The organism is Paracrocinitomix mangrovi, from assembly GCF_019740355.2.
Lineage (GTDB): Bacteria > Bacteroidota > Bacteroidia > Flavobacteriales_D > Crocinitomicaceae > Paracrocinitomix > Paracrocinitomix mangrovi.
Genome location: NZ_CP091819.1, coordinates 1,188,972 through 1,208,893, shown reverse-complemented (window position 1 = coordinate 1,208,893; position 19,922 = coordinate 1,188,972). Strand labels below are relative to the sequence as shown.

The 19,922-nt window shown below is 34.0% G+C and carries 22 protein-coding genes; 14 read left to right on the top strand and 8 right to left on the bottom strand.

Translation table 11 applies throughout. The annotated features are described in order from the left end of the window. Positions 1-44: 44 nt before the first annotated feature. Positions 45-494 (top strand): SsrA-binding protein SmpB, encoded by a 450-nt coding sequence (smpB, locus tag K6119_RS05470; protein WP_221836255.1) that lies wholly within the window; start codon positions 45-47, stop codon positions 492-494. Here smpB and K6119_RS05465 read toward each other — a convergent pair. From K6119_RS05465 to K6119_RS05455, 3 genes are all read right to left on the bottom strand, one after another. Beyond that, positions 491-856 carry a hypothetical protein gene (locus tag K6119_RS05465; RefSeq protein WP_221836252.1) on the bottom strand — a complete coding sequence of 122 codons (366 nt, stop codon included), beginning with the start codon at positions 854-856 and terminating at the stop codon, positions 491-493. The genes smpB and K6119_RS05465 overlap by 4 nt on opposite strands. 95 nt (positions 857-951) lie before the next feature. Beyond that, entirely contained in the window at positions 952-1,323 is a 372-nt protein-coding gene (locus K6119_RS05460) for a hypothetical protein (protein ID WP_221836250.1), read from the bottom strand. 110 nt (positions 1,324-1,433) lie between these two features. After that, complete coding sequence (locus K6119_RS05455; protein WP_221836248.1) at positions 1,434-2,567, bottom strand: glycosyltransferase family 4 protein; 1,134 nt, start codon at positions 2,565-2,567, stop codon at positions 1,434-1,436. 57 nt (positions 2,568-2,624) lie between these two features. Here K6119_RS05455 and K6119_RS05450 point away from each other — a divergent pair, with 57 nt between their 5' ends. Genes K6119_RS05450 through K6119_RS05430 form a run of 5 tightly spaced genes read left to right on the top strand, consistent with a single transcriptional unit; the run spans position 2,625 to position 7,025 of the window. Then, positions 2,625-3,362: an FkbM family methyltransferase gene (locus tag K6119_RS05450; RefSeq protein ID WP_221836245.1), complete on the top strand. Its 738-nt coding sequence runs from the start codon at positions 2,625-2,627 to the stop codon at positions 3,360-3,362. Between the two features lie 49 nt (positions 3,363-3,411). Next, positions 3,412-3,918 (top strand): hypothetical protein, encoded by a 507-nt coding sequence (locus K6119_RS05445; protein ID WP_221836243.1) that lies wholly within the window; start codon positions 3,412-3,414, stop codon positions 3,916-3,918. A 6-nt stretch (positions 3,919-3,924) separates the two neighbouring features. Then, positions 3,925-6,219 carry a WG repeat-containing protein gene (locus tag K6119_RS05440; RefSeq protein WP_221836241.1) on the top strand — a complete coding sequence of 765 codons (2,295 nt, stop codon included), beginning with the start codon at positions 3,925-3,927 and terminating at the stop codon, positions 6,217-6,219. A gap of 6 nt (positions 6,220-6,225) precedes the next feature. After that, positions 6,226-6,531 (top strand): antibiotic biosynthesis monooxygenase family protein, encoded by a 306-nt coding sequence (locus K6119_RS05435; RefSeq protein WP_221836239.1) that lies wholly within the window; start codon positions 6,226-6,228, stop codon positions 6,529-6,531. Positions 6,532-6,587: 56 nt separating this feature from the next. Beyond that, entirely contained in the window at positions 6,588-7,025 is a 438-nt protein-coding gene (locus K6119_RS05430) for a GNAT family N-acetyltransferase (RefSeq protein WP_221836237.1), read from the top strand. 10 nt (positions 7,026-7,035) lie between these two features. Here the strand turns inward: K6119_RS05430 and lon are convergent, their stop codons facing one another. The 3 genes from lon to K6119_RS05415 form a co-directional block, all read right to left on the bottom strand. Then, a complete protein-coding gene (lon, locus tag K6119_RS05425) occupies positions 7,036-9,483 on the bottom strand; it encodes an endopeptidase La (protein ID WP_221836235.1) in 2,448 nt (815 codons plus the stop codon). Positions 9,484-9,611: 128 nt separating this feature from the next. After that, on the bottom strand, positions 9,612-10,772 hold the full coding sequence (locus tag K6119_RS05420) for a putative sugar nucleotidyl transferase (RefSeq protein ID WP_221836233.1): 1,161 nt from the start codon (positions 10,770-10,772) through the stop codon (positions 9,612-9,614). Between the two features lie 108 nt (positions 10,773-10,880). Continuing rightward, complete coding sequence (locus K6119_RS05415) at positions 10,881-11,138, bottom strand: type B 50S ribosomal protein L31 (RefSeq protein ID WP_221836230.1); 258 nt, start codon at positions 11,136-11,138, stop codon at positions 10,881-10,883. 172 nt (positions 11,139-11,310) lie between these two features. On the opposite strand from K6119_RS05415, the gene K6119_RS05410 reads away from it, so the two are divergent. Next, a complete protein-coding gene (locus K6119_RS05410) occupies positions 11,311-12,687 on the top strand; it encodes a hypothetical protein (protein WP_221836227.1) in 1,377 nt (458 codons plus the stop codon). Here the strand turns inward: K6119_RS05410 and K6119_RS05405 are convergent. Together K6119_RS05405 and K6119_RS05400 are read right to left on the bottom strand one after the other, a co-directional pair. Continuing rightward, positions 12,684-13,013, bottom strand: coding sequence for a hypothetical protein (locus K6119_RS05405; protein ID WP_221836224.1), 330 nt, complete (start codon positions 13,011-13,013; stop codon positions 12,684-12,686). The genes K6119_RS05410 and K6119_RS05405 overlap by 4 nt on opposite strands. Positions 13,014-13,070: 57 nt before the next feature. Beyond that, positions 13,071-13,682 carry a SanA/YdcF family protein gene (locus K6119_RS05400; RefSeq protein ID WP_237828104.1) on the bottom strand — a complete coding sequence of 204 codons (612 nt, stop codon included), beginning with the start codon at positions 13,680-13,682 and terminating at the stop codon, positions 13,071-13,073. Between the two features lie 243 nt (positions 13,683-13,925). Between K6119_RS05400 and K6119_RS05395 the strand changes: the two genes are divergently transcribed. The 7 genes from K6119_RS05395 to K6119_RS05365 all read left to right on the top strand — a co-directional run bounded on the left by K6119_RS05395 (position 13,926) and on the right by K6119_RS05365 (position 19,881). Then, a complete protein-coding gene (locus K6119_RS05395; protein ID WP_221836221.1) occupies positions 13,926-14,498 on the top strand; it encodes an RNA polymerase sigma factor in 573 nt (190 codons plus the stop codon). Positions 14,499-14,669: 171 nt separating this feature from the next. Next, on the top strand, positions 14,670-15,500 hold the full coding sequence (locus K6119_RS05390) for a hypothetical protein (RefSeq protein ID WP_221836219.1): 831 nt from the start codon (positions 14,670-14,672) through the stop codon (positions 15,498-15,500). 126 nt (positions 15,501-15,626) lie between these two features. Then, entirely contained in the window at positions 15,627-16,547 is a 921-nt protein-coding gene (locus K6119_RS05385; protein WP_221836211.1) for a hypothetical protein, read from the top strand. Between the two features lie 129 nt (positions 16,548-16,676). Further along, a complete protein-coding gene (locus K6119_RS05380) occupies positions 16,677-17,714 on the top strand; it encodes a quinone-dependent dihydroorotate dehydrogenase (protein ID WP_221836209.1) in 1,038 nt (345 codons plus the stop codon). Further along, positions 17,714-18,568 (top strand): hydroxymethylglutaryl-CoA lyase, encoded by an 855-nt coding sequence (locus K6119_RS05375; RefSeq protein WP_221836207.1) that lies wholly within the window; start codon positions 17,714-17,716, stop codon positions 18,566-18,568. Before K6119_RS05380 ends, K6119_RS05375 begins: the two co-directional genes overlap by 1 nt. Positions 18,569-18,577: 9 nt before the next feature. Then, a complete protein-coding gene (locus K6119_RS05370) occupies positions 18,578-19,273 on the top strand; it encodes a head GIN domain-containing protein (protein ID WP_221836204.1) in 696 nt (231 codons plus the stop codon). After that, positions 19,273-19,881, top strand: a complete 609-nt coding sequence (locus K6119_RS05365; RefSeq protein ID WP_221836201.1) for a hypothetical protein — start codon at positions 19,273-19,275, stop codon at positions 19,879-19,881. Before K6119_RS05370 ends, K6119_RS05365 begins: the two co-directional genes overlap by 1 nt. Positions 19,882-19,922 lie beyond the last annotated feature (41 nt).

The window sequence follows — 19,922 nt, the reverse complement described above, 5'->3', positions numbered from 1 at the left end:
ATAGAAAGAATTAGTTATCCAATATTTTTGCACCTTTGTAAACAATGTCAAAAGTGGATATCAAAAATAAAAGAGCAAAGTTCGAGTACGAATTTTTAGACGACTTTGTAGCGGGTATTGTGCTTACTGGTACAGAAATAAAGAGTATCAGAAATAACAAAGCAAGTATCACAGAGGCTTACTGCGTATTTGTAAAAGAAGAACTTTACATCAGAAATATGCACATTGCCGAGTATGACAAAGGTTCATACAACAACCACAAACCCAATAGAGACAGAAAATTATTGTTGCAAAGAACTGAATTAAGAAAATTGCAACGCAAACTTAAAGATCAAGGTTTGACAATAATTGCTTCTAAGTTGTTTATCAGTGAAAACAATTTAGCAAAACTCAATATTCACCTTGCGCGCGGTAAAAAGTTGCACGACAAACGTGAAGATTTGAAATCAAAGGATACAAAGAGAGATTTGGATCGCGCTATGAAAAGGCATTAAAATTCGTATTCTTCGCCCTTTTTTTCTTGCTCAGACAATGTCCAGTCATCTGTAGTTGTAGTTTGCAACCACATATTTCCCGACTTTCTCCAAACCTGAACATTTACACCAAAATGGTCTTTGAAGTTCTGTTCAAACGTAGCAGTTTTAGTATGACCGTCAATAGATAATTCTCCTTCGTTATGAGATTTTCTGATATCTTTTAAATAAAGATTTTCATCATACATACTTTTGTAAGTACTTGCTTCACCTTCTTCATGCGCTTCAGCAAAAAACTCAATTTTTAAATGAGGGAATTTATCATTAAAAGCTTTTTTAAGTTCTTTTAATTGGATGTCGTCAGATATTTTTAAACTGTTCATTTTGTGTTTTTTCTTCAAATTTCATCACAAAATAAGACTTTCAACCTAAACGTAGGTCAATTAAAGGCATGATTATTATCAGATTAAATGGAAACTTATTTATAAAGACCTTTTTCTTTGCTTTCTTTTTCCTGTTGATCTAATGTCCAGCGATCTGTTGTAGTAGTTTGGATCCACATATTTCCAGCTTTTCTAAGAACCTGAACGTTAACACCGAATAAACTTTTGAATCCACTTTCAAAATCTCCAGTCAATGTCTGTCCATCTATGGATAGATCCCCTTCGTTATGAATAGATCTGATGTCTTTTAATAAAAGCTCATCATCATACTTGGTTTTATAAGTGCTTGCTTCTCCCAAGCCATGTGCTTCAGAAAAGAACTCTAAACGCAAGTGTGGAAATTTCTCCACAAACTTCTCTTTTATTTCTCTAAGTTGTTGATCGTCAGAAATCCTCATGGTCTCCATAATCGCTTGTATTTGCTATGAAATACTGTTGATAACATCAATATACTAAAATGTCAACATATATCACAAATAAATATACGATCTAGTTTATTTTCTGGTTTCAGGTAGATTCAGAACTTCGCATGTAAACACATGGAAATGGATTCCCAAACTTTTTCAGCTGTTTTATCCCAATTGAATTTCTTTGCCTGTTCAGTTCCCTTAGCTATCAATTCAGTTCGCAAAATTTCATTGGCATCAATTTCATTCATGGCGTTGGCCATATCTTCTACTGAAAAAGGGTCAAATAAAATGGCTGCATCTCCTGCAACTTCTGGCAGTGATGTTTTATTTGAACAAATAACAGGACATCCCGCTTTCATTGCTTCTACTACAGGAATTCCGAATCCTTCAAAATAAGAAGGAAAAACCAGTGATTTTGCAGAAGCTACAACTTTGGTTAACTCATCTAAGGATAAATGTCCTGTAAAAATCACATCACCTTTGAACTGCATTTTGCTATATGCATTTTCTAAAGCCTCATCCTTCCAAAGCTTTTCTCCAACAACAATCAACTTAAAATCGCTTTGACTATTTTTCTTGTACAAATCAAAAGCTTCAAAAAGGCGAGGAACATTTTTACGAGCGTGTAATGCTCCCACAAAAACAAAATAATCTACTCCACTGGAATATTTTTGCTTTACACTTTGGACTTCTTCTGTTGAAAGTGGTTTAAAAGCATCATTTGCTCCATTATATGCTACAGTTATTTTATCAGGATTTATATCGTACTGTTCTATTATATCTTGTTTTGAGTACTTTGAAACAGTTAATAAATGAATGGCTTTTTCAGCGAATTGAGGAAAATACTTCTTATAAAATCTCAAATATTTACCCGGCAAATCGTTGGGATAATGTTCAAAATTCAAATCGTGCATCACTCCGATTTGTGGTATATCAGTTTTTAGTGATAAAAATCCATCCGGAGAAAAGAACAAATCTATCTTATACTTTTTTAATGCTTTAGGTACAGAAATATTGAACCAATACTTTATTAAAACAGCAGTCCTTGTTGGCGGATTTAATACTACCGGAGTGACATTTTTTGCAAAAATAAATGAGTTGTCATATTTGCGATCAAAGAAAAAATAGAACTCGTGCTCAGGGTGGGCAATGACAATTCTTTTAACGGTTTCGTAGGTAAACCAACCGAAACCCTCCATTTTGCTTTTCAGCAAGAATCTGGTATTAATCGCAATTCGCACGGAATAAAATTAGCTTTTTTAATGATTCAATGAATATGATTGTATTTTTGCGTCCCAATGAAGAATTTTATCAAATACATATTGCAGTCATTGCTTGGGTATAAGCGATATCTATTTGTCTTCGCAAGATATAAAATCAATAATCTGAAATCTGACCGTAAAGAAAAGGATTTCTTCGCCTTTTTAAATGCTATTGAAAAAGAAGGTGATTTATTAGATGTTGGTGCCAATATTGGGATTATGACAATACACCTGGCTCAAAAATTCCCAAATAGAAAAATCTATTCTATTGAGCCCGTTCCCTCAAATATTGAAGTTTTATATAAAGTAATTGCTAAGTACAAGGTGAAAAATGTTGAGGTGATCACATCTGCAGTGGGAAATAAAGATGGAGAAGAAGTGTCTATGATTTTACCTGAACAAGGCAAAGTAAAAATGCAAGGGCTGGCGCATATTAAACATGATTCAATCACTGAATGGAATGATGGAATAGAGTTTAAGGTAAAATCTGAAACATTGGATACCCTATTTACAGGGATCAAAATTGTCGGGATCAAAATGGACATTGAGAATTATGAATCTTTTGCACTGGAAGGTGCACAAAAACTGATTTCAGCACATCAACCGGTAATTTATCTTGAATTGTGGGACAATGACAATAGAACCAAATGTTTCGATACACTTCTGAATCTGGGGTATAGTGCATTTGTAAATAGTGAATCAGGTTTAAAACCATTTGATCCAAAAACAGATCACAAACAAAACTTCATTTTTGTTCATCAAGCCGATCAATAATTAGTGAGGCTGTCATTTTTTATTAGCTTTGAATAAAGCCATAAATTTCATGAGCAGACTAGATTTTTTGAAAGAACAGTATGAATGGACAGACAACTGGACCAAAAGTATATTGAGTGATGTTGAAGAAGTAGAATGGGGGTATAATGAACGTGCAGGAACCAGTATCAATTGGCTGGTTGGTCACATGATTATATCTAAATATTTTCATTCAATTATGTCAGTTTTGAATGCTGACGGAGTGCTCATCAAAGAAATTCATAAAGAAATCCCAATTGAATCATATTTCAAATACTATTTTGCCGGAAGCCAACCAAATGCTGATTGGTTAGAAAGACCAGGAAAAGAAGTGTTGATGAAACAATTGAATTTTATCAATAACGTTTGTGTTGAAATGATACCATTGCTGAATGAAGCAGGATTGGATGCTGCAACAGAAATAAAAAATCCGGTGGCAATCAGTAAATATGAAGCTTTGGCTTTTACTTTCAAACACCAAATGTGGCACAATGGTCAAATTGCCATGTGCAAAAGATTAATGAGAGATATTTATTAAAATCCCATGAAAAAACTCTTTGTATTTATTTTGTTAGTTTCTCCATTTCTTGTTTCGGCACAGAAAATCGTTAAGAAGGGAGGAGATTATTTCTTTTATGACTTTTATAATGATGATGATGTAGAGTCTGATTACGATTCTATTTATAAAGTAGCTAAGGACTGGTATTCTGCTATTCACCCGGACGGAAACGTTCATTTCTTTTATCACAATTATAAGTTAAAAGATAAGGCACTGAAAATTGAGAATTCTTCTCTGCATTATCTGTGGGCTGAGGATGACGTCATCTATGCATCAAATACTTTAGGAGATGTCTACTATTGGGATAAAACATGGCACAAAGTCAATGATTATTTTGGTGTGGTCGTTACTAAAAAATACAAGAAAAACAGTTACGCATTATTTGATGGAAGAAATAACCTGACAGGATATAATTTTCACAAAGTAAATAGAGTTTCATTAAAAGGACAGCCAGAATTACTTATTTGCGAGTCAGATAGCGGATTTCATTTTTATTCAAAAGAAGGTAAATTGATATATCCTCATGTAGCAAGCAGATATACCATTGAAGGAAATCAATATCATGAAGGAAAAGAAAGAATTGTAATGTGGTTTGAAGATGGGACAAATGGTATTTTTTCTCCTGATAAAGAAATTTATATTTTACCCAATAAATTCTTTAAGCCTTTCCATTCAATATATTCATCACTAGATGATCTCAATATAGCTTCACCAAATAGTGACGTTTGGATGAAATTGGCGAGTATGGCTGATGATTACGAAGGAGGTTATTATTTTCCTTTTGAAAGATGGACTGAATTGCCTTATTATCCTATAGTTGATAAAGAGTCTAATAAAGTTGGTTTAATAGATTTAAAAGGTGAACAAAAATTGGGATTTGAATATGATCAAATCTTTGTTTATCAGGTTCCTGATCAGCTAATGCATTTTATCGTTACAAATAAAGGCGGGCAATTTGAAATTTTAAATAGTGACTTGGAAGTGGATATGATGTTGGATATTGATGAATGGGTTTCATTTGGATATGCATACGGATACAGCAGTAGTGATACAAAAGCTTGGCTTAGAAAAGGAGATGAATATTATATGTGGGATGTAATCACCAAAGAAAAAGCTGAATTAAATGAAAAGTATAATGGTTACATGAGGGCCATTCAAAATCATGATGGAGAATTTGCTCTATTTGATGAATACTCCGGAATAATGATGAAGCCATTTGAACCTAGAATTATCTATGATAAATTCGGATATATGTACCCAGAATTTGAAGACGATAAAGTAAAGTTTTACAACAATAAAAATGAAGCCGTTTATCCATATGCTGTAACCGCAGTAATTCCATCATACACTCCAGGAATGTATTTGGCGATTGATGGTGACAAAGCCGGTTTGTTTTCAAATATAGATTTGTCTTTTGTGCCTTTAAGTGAGTCATTTAAAAAACTCAATGATTTTAACATTGATGGAGGAGCAGCCAATAGAAGATTAGATGTTTCATACTTGATTGAATGCAATGGTAAAGTTGGGGTGATTAATTATAGAAACGATACTTTGCTTCAACCAATTTATGACTCGGCAATGTATTCATGGTACTATGAAGATTACAAAAACTATAATCCTGAGAATTATAAATACATGAATGAAATTGGATGGATTGGAAGTGACTGCTATATCACCAATAAATCACATGACAAAACCTTAATGGTGAAAAAAGGAAAACCAGTGGCAATGAATGCGGATTCATATATATTCCTTAATAAGAAGAAGTTTATTGTATATGATAAGGCTACACTTAGTGTTACAAAAGATTACAATTTTGGAGGTGAGAAGAAAGAAAGTGTCATAATACGAGATTTTGGAAACCCTAAAATGTCAGGTTTAGTAAATCCGGAAGGAGAAATAGTAATTCCGTTAAGTGATACATATATCTGGAAAAGAGAAGAAGATTATGACAATTTTAAATATTTCCAGATAACAAAATTTGATGGGGATGATTCATATGAGGGAATATATTCTATATCCGGAAAAGAATTGATTGCTCCAAAATATCAGAGTGTTTATAACATGTATCAAAAAGAATTTAGATACTTCTTTCTTGTTAAAGATGAGAATAAAATGTATGGAATAATCAAAGTAGATCCTGATACAGAGCAAGCTACCTGGATAGTAGATATTTCTTTAACGGATTATCGATACGATAGAAAAACGGGAAAAATGAACATTACTTATGCCAATGGTGAAAAGGCTGTTTTAAAACCGGATGGCAGTATTGAAAAATAATATTTGATGTTTGCTAAAACTCCAACTCCTCCTTATTATGCCGTAATATTTACATCTGTTTTAAAAGATGGGGCAGAAGATTATCATGTAAACGCCATTGAAATGTTTCAATTGGCTAGCAAACAAGAAGGCTTTTTAGGTGCTGAATCAGCCAGGAGCGAAATAGGGATTACAGTCTCATATTGGAAGGATTTAGCCTCAATTGAAAGCTGGAAAAATAATCTTCAACACAAGGCAATCAAAGAACGAGGTAAAAAAGACTGGTATGTAAAACATATCGCCAGAATAGCTTTGGTTGAAAAAGAATATTAAAAACCATTGTTTTAATTCACAACACTTTAGTATATTTTGAATGCAAAATTTATGTTGTGATAGTAGAAAGAATCAAACCAGATGAAATTGAAAAGTTCATAGAACTCCGTGAAATTTTCATTGAAGTATTTAAGTCTGATGCACCGGCATTAAATGAACAACAGTATGCTCAATTAAGAGATAATAGGAACTTCGTTGTAGTTGGAGCCACAGTGGGCTTTGAGTTAGTTGGTGGTTTAACAGCTTATCTGGTACCTAATTACTACAAAGGAGGTTTAGATCTATTTATCTATGACATTGCGGTTAAAACTGAACATCAAAGAAAAGGAGTAGGTATTGAATTATTAAAGTTTACCAAGAATTTTTGCCTGGAACACGGAATTAAAGAGATGTACGTGGCGGCAGAAGACAATGACGAACAAGCCTTATCCTATTATAGAAAAACAGACGCCGAAGAAATAGGCGCCCGTTTTTTTATCTATAAATTTGATTAATTCTCAAAGACTATTTTATCTCCTTGGCGTTGGCAACTTTTTGCTTTAGCAAGGCAATTTTCAATACTTCAGACATGTGCTTTACATAATGAAACTTCATTCCTTTTAGGTATTTAGCTTCTATGTCGTTAATGTCTTTCTGGTTTTTATCTGACAAGATAATTTCCTTAATGTTAGCTCTTTTTGCAGCTAATATCTTTTCTTTAATACCACCTACAGGAAGAACGGCTCCACGTAAAGTTATTTCACCCGTCATTGCCAAATTAGCTTTTATTTTTCTTTGAGTAAAAGCTGAAGCCACAGCTGTCAACATAGTAATTCCGGCAGAAGGTCCATCCTTAGGTGTTGCCCCTTCAGGAACATGTAAATGAACATCCCAATTGTCAAATAATTCTTGTTTGAGTCCTATTTCATCTGCATGCGCTTTTAAATATTGATGCGCTAATACTGCAGATTCTTTCATCACATCTCCTAAACTACCGGTAAGGGTTAATTTTCCTTTACCTTTTGTTAAGCTTGTTTCAATATTTAAGATATCTCCACCAATTTGTGTCCAGGCTAAACCTGTTACAACTCCGGCATATTCGTTGCCAATGTATTTATCCTTTGAATGAGCAGGTCCTAGAATATCTAACAAATCTTTCTCTGAGATTTTTGCAGTAAATTTTTCGCCAATTGCAATTTGTTTGGCGCGGTTTCTTACCAATTTTGCAATTCTTTTCTCTAATCCTCTAACTCCTGATTCTGCTGTATATTCTTCTACAACTTTTTCAAGTACTTTAGTTGGAATAGAAATGTCTTTAGCTGTAATTCCATGTGCTTCAATTTGCTTTGGAATCAAGTGTCGTTTTGCAATCTCAATTTTCTCCTCAATGGTATATCCGTTCACTTCAATTATCTCCATTCTGTCTCTTAGTGGAGCCTGAATAGTTGATAAACTGTTAGCTGTAGCAATAAACAATACCTTAGAAAGGTCAAAATCTAATTCAACAAAATTGTCGTTGAAGTGTGAGTTTTGTTCTGGATCCAAAACTTCTAGCAATGCTGAAGATGGATCTCCCTGATGACTCGTCCCAATTTTATCTATTTCATCCAGTACAAAAACAGGATTGGCTGTAGTAGCTTTTTTCAGGTTTTGAATTATTCTTCCGGGCATTGCACCAATGTATGTTCTTCTATGTCCTCTAATTTCAGACTCATCATGTAAACCTCCAAGAGACATTCTCACGTATTTACGTCCAAGGGCTTCTGCAACAGATTTTCCTAATGAAGTTTTACCTACTCCGGGAGGTCCATATAAACATAGAATTGGAGATTTCATATCACCTTTTAGTTTCAAAACGGCAAGGTGTTCCAAAATTCTTTCTTTCACTTTTTCTAATCCAAAGTGATCTCTGTCTAATATTTTTTGAGCTCTTTTTAAATTGAAGTTATCCTTTGAAAAATCGCTCCAGGGTAATTCCAAAATCAAATCGATATAATTTAATTGAACTGAATATTCAGCCGCTTGAGGATTCATACGACTCAACTTTACCAGTTCTTTTTCAAATGCCTTTTTTACTTTTTTGTCCCACTTTTTATTAGCAGCGCGCTTTTTAAATTCATTGATTTCATTCTCAACAGGATTGCCTCCAAGTTCATCCTGTATAGTACGCATTTGCTGATTTAGAAAATATTCTCTTTGCTGACGATCCATGTCTAACTTGACCTTTGAATTGATCTCGTTTTTCATGTTCAGCATCTTAATTTCATAAGATAATTGCTCCAACACTAATTCTATCCTTTCAGAAATTGAATTAACCTCGAGCATTTCTTGTTTCTTTTCAACTTCACTACTCAAATTGGACGCAATAAAGTTTACTAAAAACGTTGGGCTCTCTATGTTTTTAATAGCGAAAGATGCCTCAGAAGGAATGTTTGGATTTTCCTTTATTATCTGCATTGACATATCTTTCATAGAAGAAACAAGGGCCATGTTTTTGTCCTTGCTAACGTCAATTTTTGCATCCATCAATCCTTTCACCTCTGCCTTAAAATAAGGGTCTGTTTGAACAAAGTCTCCTACTTCAAATCTTCTTTTTCCTTGAATAATAACAGTTGTAGATCCATCAGGCATTTTAAGTCGCTTAATGATATGTGCAACTGTCCCAATTTTATTGAAATCTAAAATATCAGGATCTTCAATTGAGGCCTTTTTTTGTGCCACAACACCTATCGTTTTGTTGGTGTTATAAGCATCTTCAATAAGTTTTATGGATTTATCTCTTCCTACTGTAATAGGAATCACAACTCCCGGGAATAAGACATTATTTCGTAAAGGTAAAATTGATAGTACATCAGGTACTTCTTCACGGTTCATGTTATCCTCTTCTTCTTCAGAGATCAAAGGGATAAATTCTGAGTCTTGATCTATAATGTTTGTTAAGTCAAAAAAGTCTACTTCAAATTTGTCAGACATAAATGCAGTTTTTCAGTCAGTTTGTCACCTTTAAATGTGATTAATAAAGGTACTCTTGCTTAAATGTTTTGTTAATTCTGTTTGTTTATAAGGCTTTACAACCTCTTACGTTACTTATAATTCAATCATTATGCCAGATGATCAAATAAGTATTTAAGGATAGATTTGTCACCTTCAGTCAATTCAACTGATCTTCGACCCATCATGTTTTCTGCAACTTCGTATACCTTTTCAAGTTCAAATCTGTCATTGTAATCTTTAGTACCTCCCCAACTAAATGAAGGGATGTACTTGTTAGGAAAACCTGCTCCAAATATGTTGGCACTAACTCCAACAAATGTTGCAGTATTAAGCATAGTATTGATTCCTGTTTTTGAATGATCTCCCATTATTACCCCACAAAACTGTACGTCTGTTTCTTCCATTGCTTGAGTTTCATAAGAATAGAATCTGACATTGGAATAATTATTTTTGAGATTAGAAGTATTTGTATCTGCTCCAAAATTGCACCATTCGCCAATAACGGAATTGCCCATATAACCGTCATGTCCTTTGTTTGAATAACCAAAGAATATTGAGTTTGCAATTTCTCCACCTACTTTACAGTAAGGGCCGATAGTGGAATCACCGTAAAGTTTGGCACCCATTTTTACAACAGCATGTTCTTCCATTGCAAATGGTCCGCGCACAATGCTGCCCTCCATAATCTCTGCATCTTTTCCTATATAAATAGGTCCTTTTGAAGTATTTAAAATGCAACATTCAACTACCGCACCCTCTTCAATGAAAATTTCTCCGTTTCCAATTACTTGATTGGTACTGCTTAGTTGTTGAGTAGTTCTTCCTTTGGTGATGAGATCAAAGTCAATTTGTATGGCTTTTCCGTTTTGTTGAAAAATGTGCCAAGGTTTAGTAATGCGAATGAACTGATCATCATCAATTGTGACTTCACGTTTCTTAAGTTGTGCTATGCCATGGGTAGCTACCCAATGCCCATTAACATAAAGTGATTCTTCTTTTTCTAATCCGGCAACCAGTTTTGCTAGTTCGGGTGTAGGAAAAATATTTGCCGCAATTTTAACACCAAACGATTGAGATTCTCTAAACTTTGAATACAGGTAATTTTCTGTTTTATATTCAATCTCTTCAATTGGTATAAAAGCCGCTAATTGTCTTTTCCATGATTCGGTATTGGTTAATATCCCCATTCTAATTTCGCTTACAGGTCTTGTAAGTGTTAAAGGGGCCAAATCAATGTGAAGCTGATTGTCATCAAAGATTAAATTCATGCGGTAAATTTTAATCAATAAATATAGTGATTACATGTATTAAGTTGAGGCGTTATAAACAAAAAAAGGTCCCGTAAACAGGACCTTTTAACAATTATTTCAGACAGATTAAGCTTTCTTGCGATCTCCGTATCTGTTTTTGAACTTATCAATTCTACCGGCAGTATCAACGAATTGCATTTTTCCGGTAAAGAATGGGTGAGATTCAGATGAGATATCCAATTTTACTAATGGATATTCGTTTCCGTCTTCCCATTTATCAGTTTCTTTTGCAGGTGCACATGAGTTACATAAAAACGAGTAACCATTTGTCATGTCTCTAAAAATCACTAATCTATAATCCTCTGGGTGAATTCCCTTTTTCATCTTATCTCTGTTTAATACAATGTTTTCCCAATATTTGGGAGGGCAAAGATAGGAATTTTTTTATTCGCAATAAATTTTTTCAAGACTTTTTGAATATTTTTTTTCAATCAAAAAATCTGTGCTGTCAAAAATAATAATTGTGAAATAACGTAATTACCTTTGACCAACTGAAATGAAGAAATTTTTAGTCATATTATTCTTAGGTGCTTTGGCCATTACATCTTGTAAGAAAGATTTGCCTTTTACTAAAGATCATTTAGATTTTTCGGTTGATACTTTGTTATTTGATACTGTGTTTACAACAGTAGGTTCAACTACTCAGTCTTTTAAAATATATAACCGCAATAATCAAAAAATTAAGATAGACGCCATTCAATTAATGGGTGGGGAAAGTTCTCCTTTTAGAATAAATGTAGATGGTTATAACACGAATTTTATAGAAGGTATTGAAATACTTCCCAATGATTCATTGTTTGTTTTTGTTGAGGTGACTTTGGATGTCAATGGACAGAATTTGCCTTTAGTAGTTTCAGATTCGGTAAGATTTTTAACCAATGGTTTGAATCAATATGTCAATTTAGATGTTTGGGGGCAAGATGCTTATTTTCATGCGAATGAATTGGTGGAGGGAACCTGGCCAAATGATAAACCACATGTTATTTACGGAATTGCAGCTTGTGGTTATCCTGGATTAGACTCAGGAAAAACTTTAACCATTCCGGCTGGAACGCAAGTTTATGGACACAAAGATGCTAAGCTCATTATCTATAAATCATCATTAGATATTCAAGGAACATATGGTAACGAAGTAGTTTTTCAAGGAGATAGATTGGAATCTTTTTATGATGACATATCAGGTCAATGGGGAGGAATCCATATGGTGCAGGCAAATACATCATCTATAAATTATGCAATAATTAAAAATGGCGCGGTTGGTTTGCAAGTAGATACTACAAATGCCCCCATAACACTTACATTAACAAATAGTATCATTAGTAATCACGATTTTTTCAACTTACTTGTTAACGCTGGGGCCATAGTTGAAGCAAATAATTGTTTGTTTGGTGATGCCGGTCTTATTGGAACTTATTTGTATGCTGGTGGAGAATATCACTTTACCAATTGCAGTTTTGTAAACTATTGGGCAGGAAGCAGATCAGGCCCGGCTTTGGCAATAAGTAATTACTGGGTTTATGAGGGGGCATTGTATTGCAGATCTATTAATAATTCAACCTTTTATAACAATGTGGTTTATGGCACAATTGATAAGGAATTTGAAGTGGATACGGTAGATTGTTCAGTGGATATGACCTTTAGTAATAACTACTTTAAAAGGGATGAACCGTATAATTACCCTGCATATATAAATACTATTTGGGAAGGGAATGCACTTTTTTATGATGTGTCAAACAAAGATTTTCACTTGTCAGAAACCTCACCTTTAAAAGATTGGGGAGATTATTTTGCTCCTTATTCTCCTGCTCTAGATATTGAAGGTGTTCTACGTGATGCATCACCTGACTTGGGATGCTATGAATACGTTCCTTAATTAATTGTGATAGTTGCTTCTGATGTAGAAGGTTGTCCAATCCAAGAGTACTTTTTATAAGCCTTTAGCTCTATTTTATACTTTCCTCCAACCGCAAAAGCATGCACAAAAGATGATTCAGACCATTGCATATCATTTTCTTCAACTCCGGTTGGTCCCTCTATGCTCCATATGTAGCTAAGCGCATTTTTTGAGCAAGATGTAAAAGTAACCTCTTCACCTACAGAAGCAGATGTTGTACTTAAATCAATACAAGCCTGAGGATCTTTACTGCAAGACAATAAAAATACAAATCCGGATATAAGAAGTAGTGCCTTAAATTTCATCTTAGTAACAATACTGAGGTAAAATTATAAATTCTCTTTATGACTTATAATACGGAACTATAAAAATTTAGGTTTGGTTTTAAATAGATGAACATCCAAAATTGTAACAAATTTCGCCAATATTTCGCGGTAATGTGTGAAGTTGTTACTGCTCGCTACGTCTTTAGCATTGTAGGCTACAGCATCAATCTTGTATTGTCTGGCAATGTAAATAGCTCTTTGATTATGAAATTTTTGACTGACAATTATTAACTCGTCGCAATTGAAAACTTTTTTGGCCCTAACAACGGAATCTAGCGTTCTAAATCCTGCATAATCCAAAATGATATCCTTTTTTGGAACACCTAGTTCGATTAAAAAGTTTGCCATATCAGTAGGTTCGTCATAGGAAGAAATGTGGTTATCCCCACTTACCAGAATTTTTTCAACCTTACCTTCAAAGTAAAGATCTGCCGCAGCATACATCCTATTAACAAAGTAGGGATTTAAATTGCCATTTCTACTGTATTTACTAGCTCCAAGCACAAGAGCTGTTTTCTTTTTAGGAATCTTTGAAATGTCGTCAAACAAGTAGTGATCAGATGTTTTTATTACGTACTGATGACAAGCTGTCATGGCTAAAAATAATATGAATGGAAGGTCGTAGTATTTGTAAATCAATTGTTTCATGCGGCAATTTGATTTTTTATTTTGATTTTATTGTTGTAACTTATTAGTGCAATTAAAACCAATTTTTTTCCGCTATTCTTGAAATATTATTCGTGTATAGTCTACACAATAGATAGATTTTATCTTCGTTCAATGATTATGGCAAAGAAATTGCTTTACAATAACAGATAGAAAATAATTTGTAACCAACCGGCAATTCAGAATTATAACAATTGCAAAGGAAATAAAACCAAACAGAGAATTATGCCAGTCAACCCTATTTATCATCACACAGAGGATAAGCTCCAGGAGGAGCTTAGGTGGGTAAAGTACGCGAAGGAGGATCCCAAGGGGTTTGAGCCACTTTACAACAAATATTACGAACAGATTTTTAGGTATATCTACCAAAGAATGGATGACAAAGACACCGCATATGATGTAACCAGTCAGGTGTTTTTAAAAGCGCTAAACAACATTCATAAATATGAATATCGTGGTGTGCCATTCGCTTCATGGTTGTATAGAATCGCAAAATCTGAACTGTATCAATCTTTTAGAGATAAAAAAGCGAGTAGAACAGTTAATGTTGAAAGTATGCATCTCTTTGAAATGATTGAGGAATGGGATGAAGATAAAACCTTAGAAAACCGTGCAAAGCTTTTAAAGGTTATCGAAAAACTAAATGAAGAAGAAATTCAGATGGTCGAATTAAGATTTTTTGAGAAAAGATCATTCCGTGAAATTGGAGATATATTAGATCTCACTGAAAATAATGCAAAAGTGAAATCTCATAGAGTGGTTAAGAAAATGAGAAAGATTTTTGAAAAGATTAAATAATAATAATGCCTCGGTTGCTCCGGTGGCCGAGGCAATAAAGCTTTACAGCTAATAAGATAATGAATAGAGGAGAAGTAATCAACATGAATAAAATAAGTAGTTCTTACTGGGCCAGTTATTTTATTTATCGAAGAAAATGTCTCCCGGTAAGTAGGAATTAAACATTTACTAATGAAAAACGTAAAGATTAATTTGGACAGACCACCAGTCGATTCCAAATCCATACAAGCTCATAAAGATTTTAATGGCTTGTTAAAAAACCACGCAGTGATGACCAAGCCTTTTTACAAATCGTCCTGGTTTATCGGCACCACAGGTTTAGCATCAGTTTCAATAATCGTTGGAGGAGTGATAGCATTTAGCGGGGAAGAGCAACTTGCGGATCAATCGGTTTTAAACACCGAAGCACCTCCGGAAGTAGAGGTAACAAGTAGCCAACCACAATTGATAGCTTTTAATGATGTATCAGAAAATCTGGAAAATTTAGCGCAAGTTGAAAATGACCAGTCCACTAAACAAATTATTTCAATTAACAACTCAACAACAGAAGATATAGATGATAAAACTAATACTTTAGAAAACCAAAAAATCCAGGATCAAATTGAGTCAACAGATGAAACTGTAGAGGAAATTGATGTAGAGAAAATCGAAGCACATGAGGTAAAACATGAAGAAGCTAAAACAGCAACTAATTATACTGATGTGTGGCCAAGGATTAGCGGTAAACTAAATGGTTATATCTCAAAAGAAGAGTTAATGGATAACAAAGGTTTAACGACACAGTCTGATATCAACATTATTCATTTTGAATTACATGTGATAGATGGTCTTGGAGGAGAAGTTCACTACAAAGAAGAAAGCAATCAATTGAATGAAGAAATGAAGGAGGCGATTGAAAAAATTGGAGCAGGAGAAACTATATTTTTCGAAGAAATTGATGGACAAACCAAAGAAGGAGATGTTGTTAGACTGAACCCTTTGAGGTATGTTTTGTTAAATTAATAACGGTTTACTAAATCGTTAAATAAGTAGAATTGTTCAAAAAATACTTGACAAATTAGGTATTAACTGCTTATTTTTAACATAGATTTCTTATTTTCGTTGCCGAAGGTATGTGATTTATAAATGATGAAGAAACTCTTACTTGGTTTAATATCATTGTCTGTAGTGTCTGGCGTATGGTCTCAGACTCATACGAACTTTACCACTTCTGATTATTGGAAGGGGCAACGTAAAGAGTTGTTGTTTGGTATTGGCGCTACAAATTTCCTTGGGGATTTAGGTGGTTTAAATAAAATCGGTACCGATTATTCATTTATGGATCTTGAGTGGGTCACTACTCGTCCTTCAGGTCACTTAGGTTATAGATATCGTCTGAGACCTTGGGTAGCAACTAAATCTTTGTTACAATATGGTGTTTTAAGAGGTTCAGATCAATTGACAACAGAGCCGTTCAGACACAATAGAAATCTTAGTTTTAAAACGCATTTAATTGAATTTTCTCAACATCTTGAGTTAGTTATTTATAACAACGAGCATTACGGTAGAAGAAACAAAATATATGGTCTAAAAGGACATAGAAACAAAAATGATTTGTTGTATTTGTTTAGTGGAATCTCTGTTTTTGCTTATATCCCTCAAGCTGAAGATGGAACCAATTTACGTCCATTAAATACAGAAGGTCAGGGTTTACCTGGTGGTCCAAAAAAATATGGATTGGTCAATATTGGAATTCCTTTCGGAATGGGTTTCAAACTTGGTTTGGATAGGGTATGGAGAATGAGCTTTGAATTGAGCTATACCAAAACTTTTACAGATTATCTTGATGACGTATCTGGAGTTTACTATGATTGGGCTGGTAACGGATATACTGAGCCTGATTATGCAGACCCTTCTTTAGGCGCATTTCCAAATTGGACAAATCCAGGAGAACAAAGGGGAGACTCTAAACAAAAAGATGCTTACTTCTTTTTCAACGTTTCAATCATCAGAAACTTGACACAAGGAAAAGGTGGTAAAGTGAAGTGGCGTTACCGTGCAAGATACTAGTTCTATCATTGCTTTTATTATTGAATTTCAGGAAATTAAACGTAATTAACACATGGTTGAAAAATAAATCATTGTGTATGCATAATTTGTGAAGAGAACTATTATTTTTGTAGAAAGATATGCGACTAGATGTATAAACTCTTTTTACGACCCATTTTATTTCTTTTTGATCCTGAAGCAGTTCATCATTTTACCTTCAAATCGATTAAATTAAGTCGTAAGATACCCGGAGTTGGAGCATGGAGAAGGTTAATCTACAGTGTAAATGATAAGTCGCTTGAGAAAGAGCTCTTTGGAATAAAATTTAAAAACCCCGTAGGAATTGCCGCAGGGTTTGATAAAAATGCGCTTTTACTTGACGAGTTAGAAGATTTTGGATTTGGATTCGTGGAAATAGGAACAGTTACCCCTAAACCACAAAATGGAAATCCTAAACCAAGATTGTTCAGACTTAAAAAAGATCAAGCAATAATCAACAGAATGGGCTTCAATAATGATGGCGCCGAAGTGATTGCCGGAAGATTGAAAAACAAGAAAACTAAGTTGACTATTGGTGGTAATATTGGTAAGAATACGGCCACAGATAACAGTCAGGCAAAAGCAGATTACATTTTTAATTTTAAGCAACTGCACGAATATGTTGACTATTTTGTAGTTAATGTAAGTTGTCCAAATATTGGAGATGTAAAGAAATTGCAGGATCAGGACTTTTTGGAGGATTTGTTGACAGAATTAAAGCAATTAAATGCTACTTATTCTAATCCAAAGCCTATCTTGCTTAAAATTGCTCCGGATTTAAATGATGGACAGTTAGATGAAGTAATTGAAGTGATTGAAAAAAGTGGTATTGATGGTGTAATTGCTACCAATACAACTATAACAAGAGATAATCTTCAAACTTCAGCTGACAAGCTCCAGCAAATAGGAAAAGGAGGATTGAGTGGTAAACCACTGACAGATCGAAGTACTTATGTGATTCGATATTTAGCGGAAAAGTCAAACAAAGCTTTTCCAATTATTGGAGTAGGGGGAATTCACAGTGCACATGATGCTATGGAGAAACTGGATGCAGGAGCTGATTTAGTTCAGGTATATACAGGCTTCATTTATGAAGGACCCAAATTGGTAAAAAAGATTAATAAAGCAATTATCAACCGAAATCGATAATGTTAAAATTGATTGAATGTCCTAGAGATGCAATGCAAGGATTGCACGATTTTATACCCACTGATGTGAAAGCCGGGTATATCAATCAATTGCTTAAAACCGGTTTTGATACGATAGATTTTGGAAGTTTTGTTTCTCCTAAAGCTATTCCTCAAATGAGAGACACAGCAGAGGTTTTATCAAAATTAAATCTGTCTTACACCAATTCAAAACTACTTTCAATTGTCGCAAATAAAAGAGGGGCCGAGGATGCTTGTCAATTTGAAGAGATAGATTATCTGGGATTCCCTTTTTCAATTTCTGAAACTTTTCAAAAAAGAAACACCAACTCATCAATTGAAGAGTCTTTTGCAAGAGTAGAGGGCATTCAAGAATTGTGTGTTCAGAACAATAAAAAACTGGTTGTATATCTTTCAATGGCTTTTGGTAATCCTTACGGAGATCCTTGGGAAACTGAAATTGCAGCTTATTGGGGATCTAGATTGCACAAAAATTTAGGAGTTGAGATTTTGGCATTGGGTGACACAATTGGTGTTTCTAACAGAGACAACATCACAAAAATGTTTACCGAATTGATGAAAGAGCTTCCTAATGCTGAAATAGGAGCGCATCTACACAGTACTCCAAATTCTGTTATGGAAAAAGTTTCTGCGGCCTATGAAGCAGGTTGTAGAAGATTTGATGGAGCAATCAAAGGTTTTGGCGGATGTCCAATGGCTAAAGATGATCTAACAGGGAATATGCCAACTGAAATCATGTTGTCTTATTTTAATCAAAATAATATTGGAACGAATATTGATTCAAATGAATTCAATTTATCAATGGAAATGGCAAAAAATGTATTTCCAAACTAATTAAACACTATGAAAAATTTATACACTTTATTAGCCTTAGTTTTATGTATTAACATCTCTTTCGCAGGAGAAAAAGAAGAAGATTTATCAGACTTTACTTCGGTAGAATCAAACGGAAATTTTAAACTTTTTTTAAAGAAGGGAGATAAAAACCACATTAAGGTTATTAATAACGAGCCAGAGTTAGAGGATAATCAAATTGTATGGGAAGTAAAAGGAGGGAAATTGAGTTTGGATATCAAAAAGACGCTTTTCAAAAAATTGGAGTTGGAGATTTATGTAACGTATAATGAACTTTCTACTATAGATGCTAAAGGAGGATCTTGGATTCAAGTAGAAAATGTTTTGACTGGAAATGAAATTGAGTTAAACTGTTCAACTGACGGTATTATTTCTGCAGAGTTAGACTGCAAAACCGTGAACGCATCAATTGCAGCAACAGGAAATGGTAATATCAAATTAAGAGGTAAAGCTGATTACGTTAATTTAAAAGTTGCTACCGGTGGATTTATCACAGCTAAAGCATTAGAAGCTAAAGAAGTAGTTGCAAAAATTTCTTCTGGAGGTGAAATTTCTTGCTGGGCAAAAGAAAAAATGGATCTTAAAGTTACTATCGCTGGTGTGATCAAATACATCTATGATGGTGATGAAGCTAATTTTAAAGAAAAAACTACTGGAGGAGAGATCAAAAAATTTAAATCTTAATGATTAAATACACATTCTTTTTCTTTCTAGCAGCATTTTTAGTTGCTTGTGGCGGAGATTCTGAAAATCAAGATAATACTGACAAAGTTCAATTTGAAGAACCAAAACCTTTTGTAAGAGAGGTGATATTGATAGACACCGTTCGTCCTCAATTAGATCCGGTTTGTATTGATATCATGGAGAAATTGCAGATGTGTACCACTTCAGATACAAGTAAATTAGCGCCCTGTACTTACGAATATTTTAGAGTTTTTGATCATAAACCTTTACAGGATTATAAAGGAGGATTCATAGTTGAAATGCGTCAAGGATTGTATGGTGCACCAACTCCTCAAATTATCATTGTAGAAAACGTCAATAACGAATATAAATTAGCCAATCAATATTTAGGTTGGATGATTGAAATGAGAACTACAGAGCATGGTCACAGTGAATTGTTGATCGGATATAAAGATCCGGATGTTGGTATGGTGGCTATTAGACATGAATGGGACGGTCATAAATATGAGCCGGTAGATGTAGAAGAGATTAACAATCATTTCGTGAAGCCTGAAATGAAAGATTCAATCAATAATATATTCTTGCCGGCTTTTAGTGCGGGACATTAATTGTATTGTGTCTTAATGCTTGAAACAATCCAACAACAAAT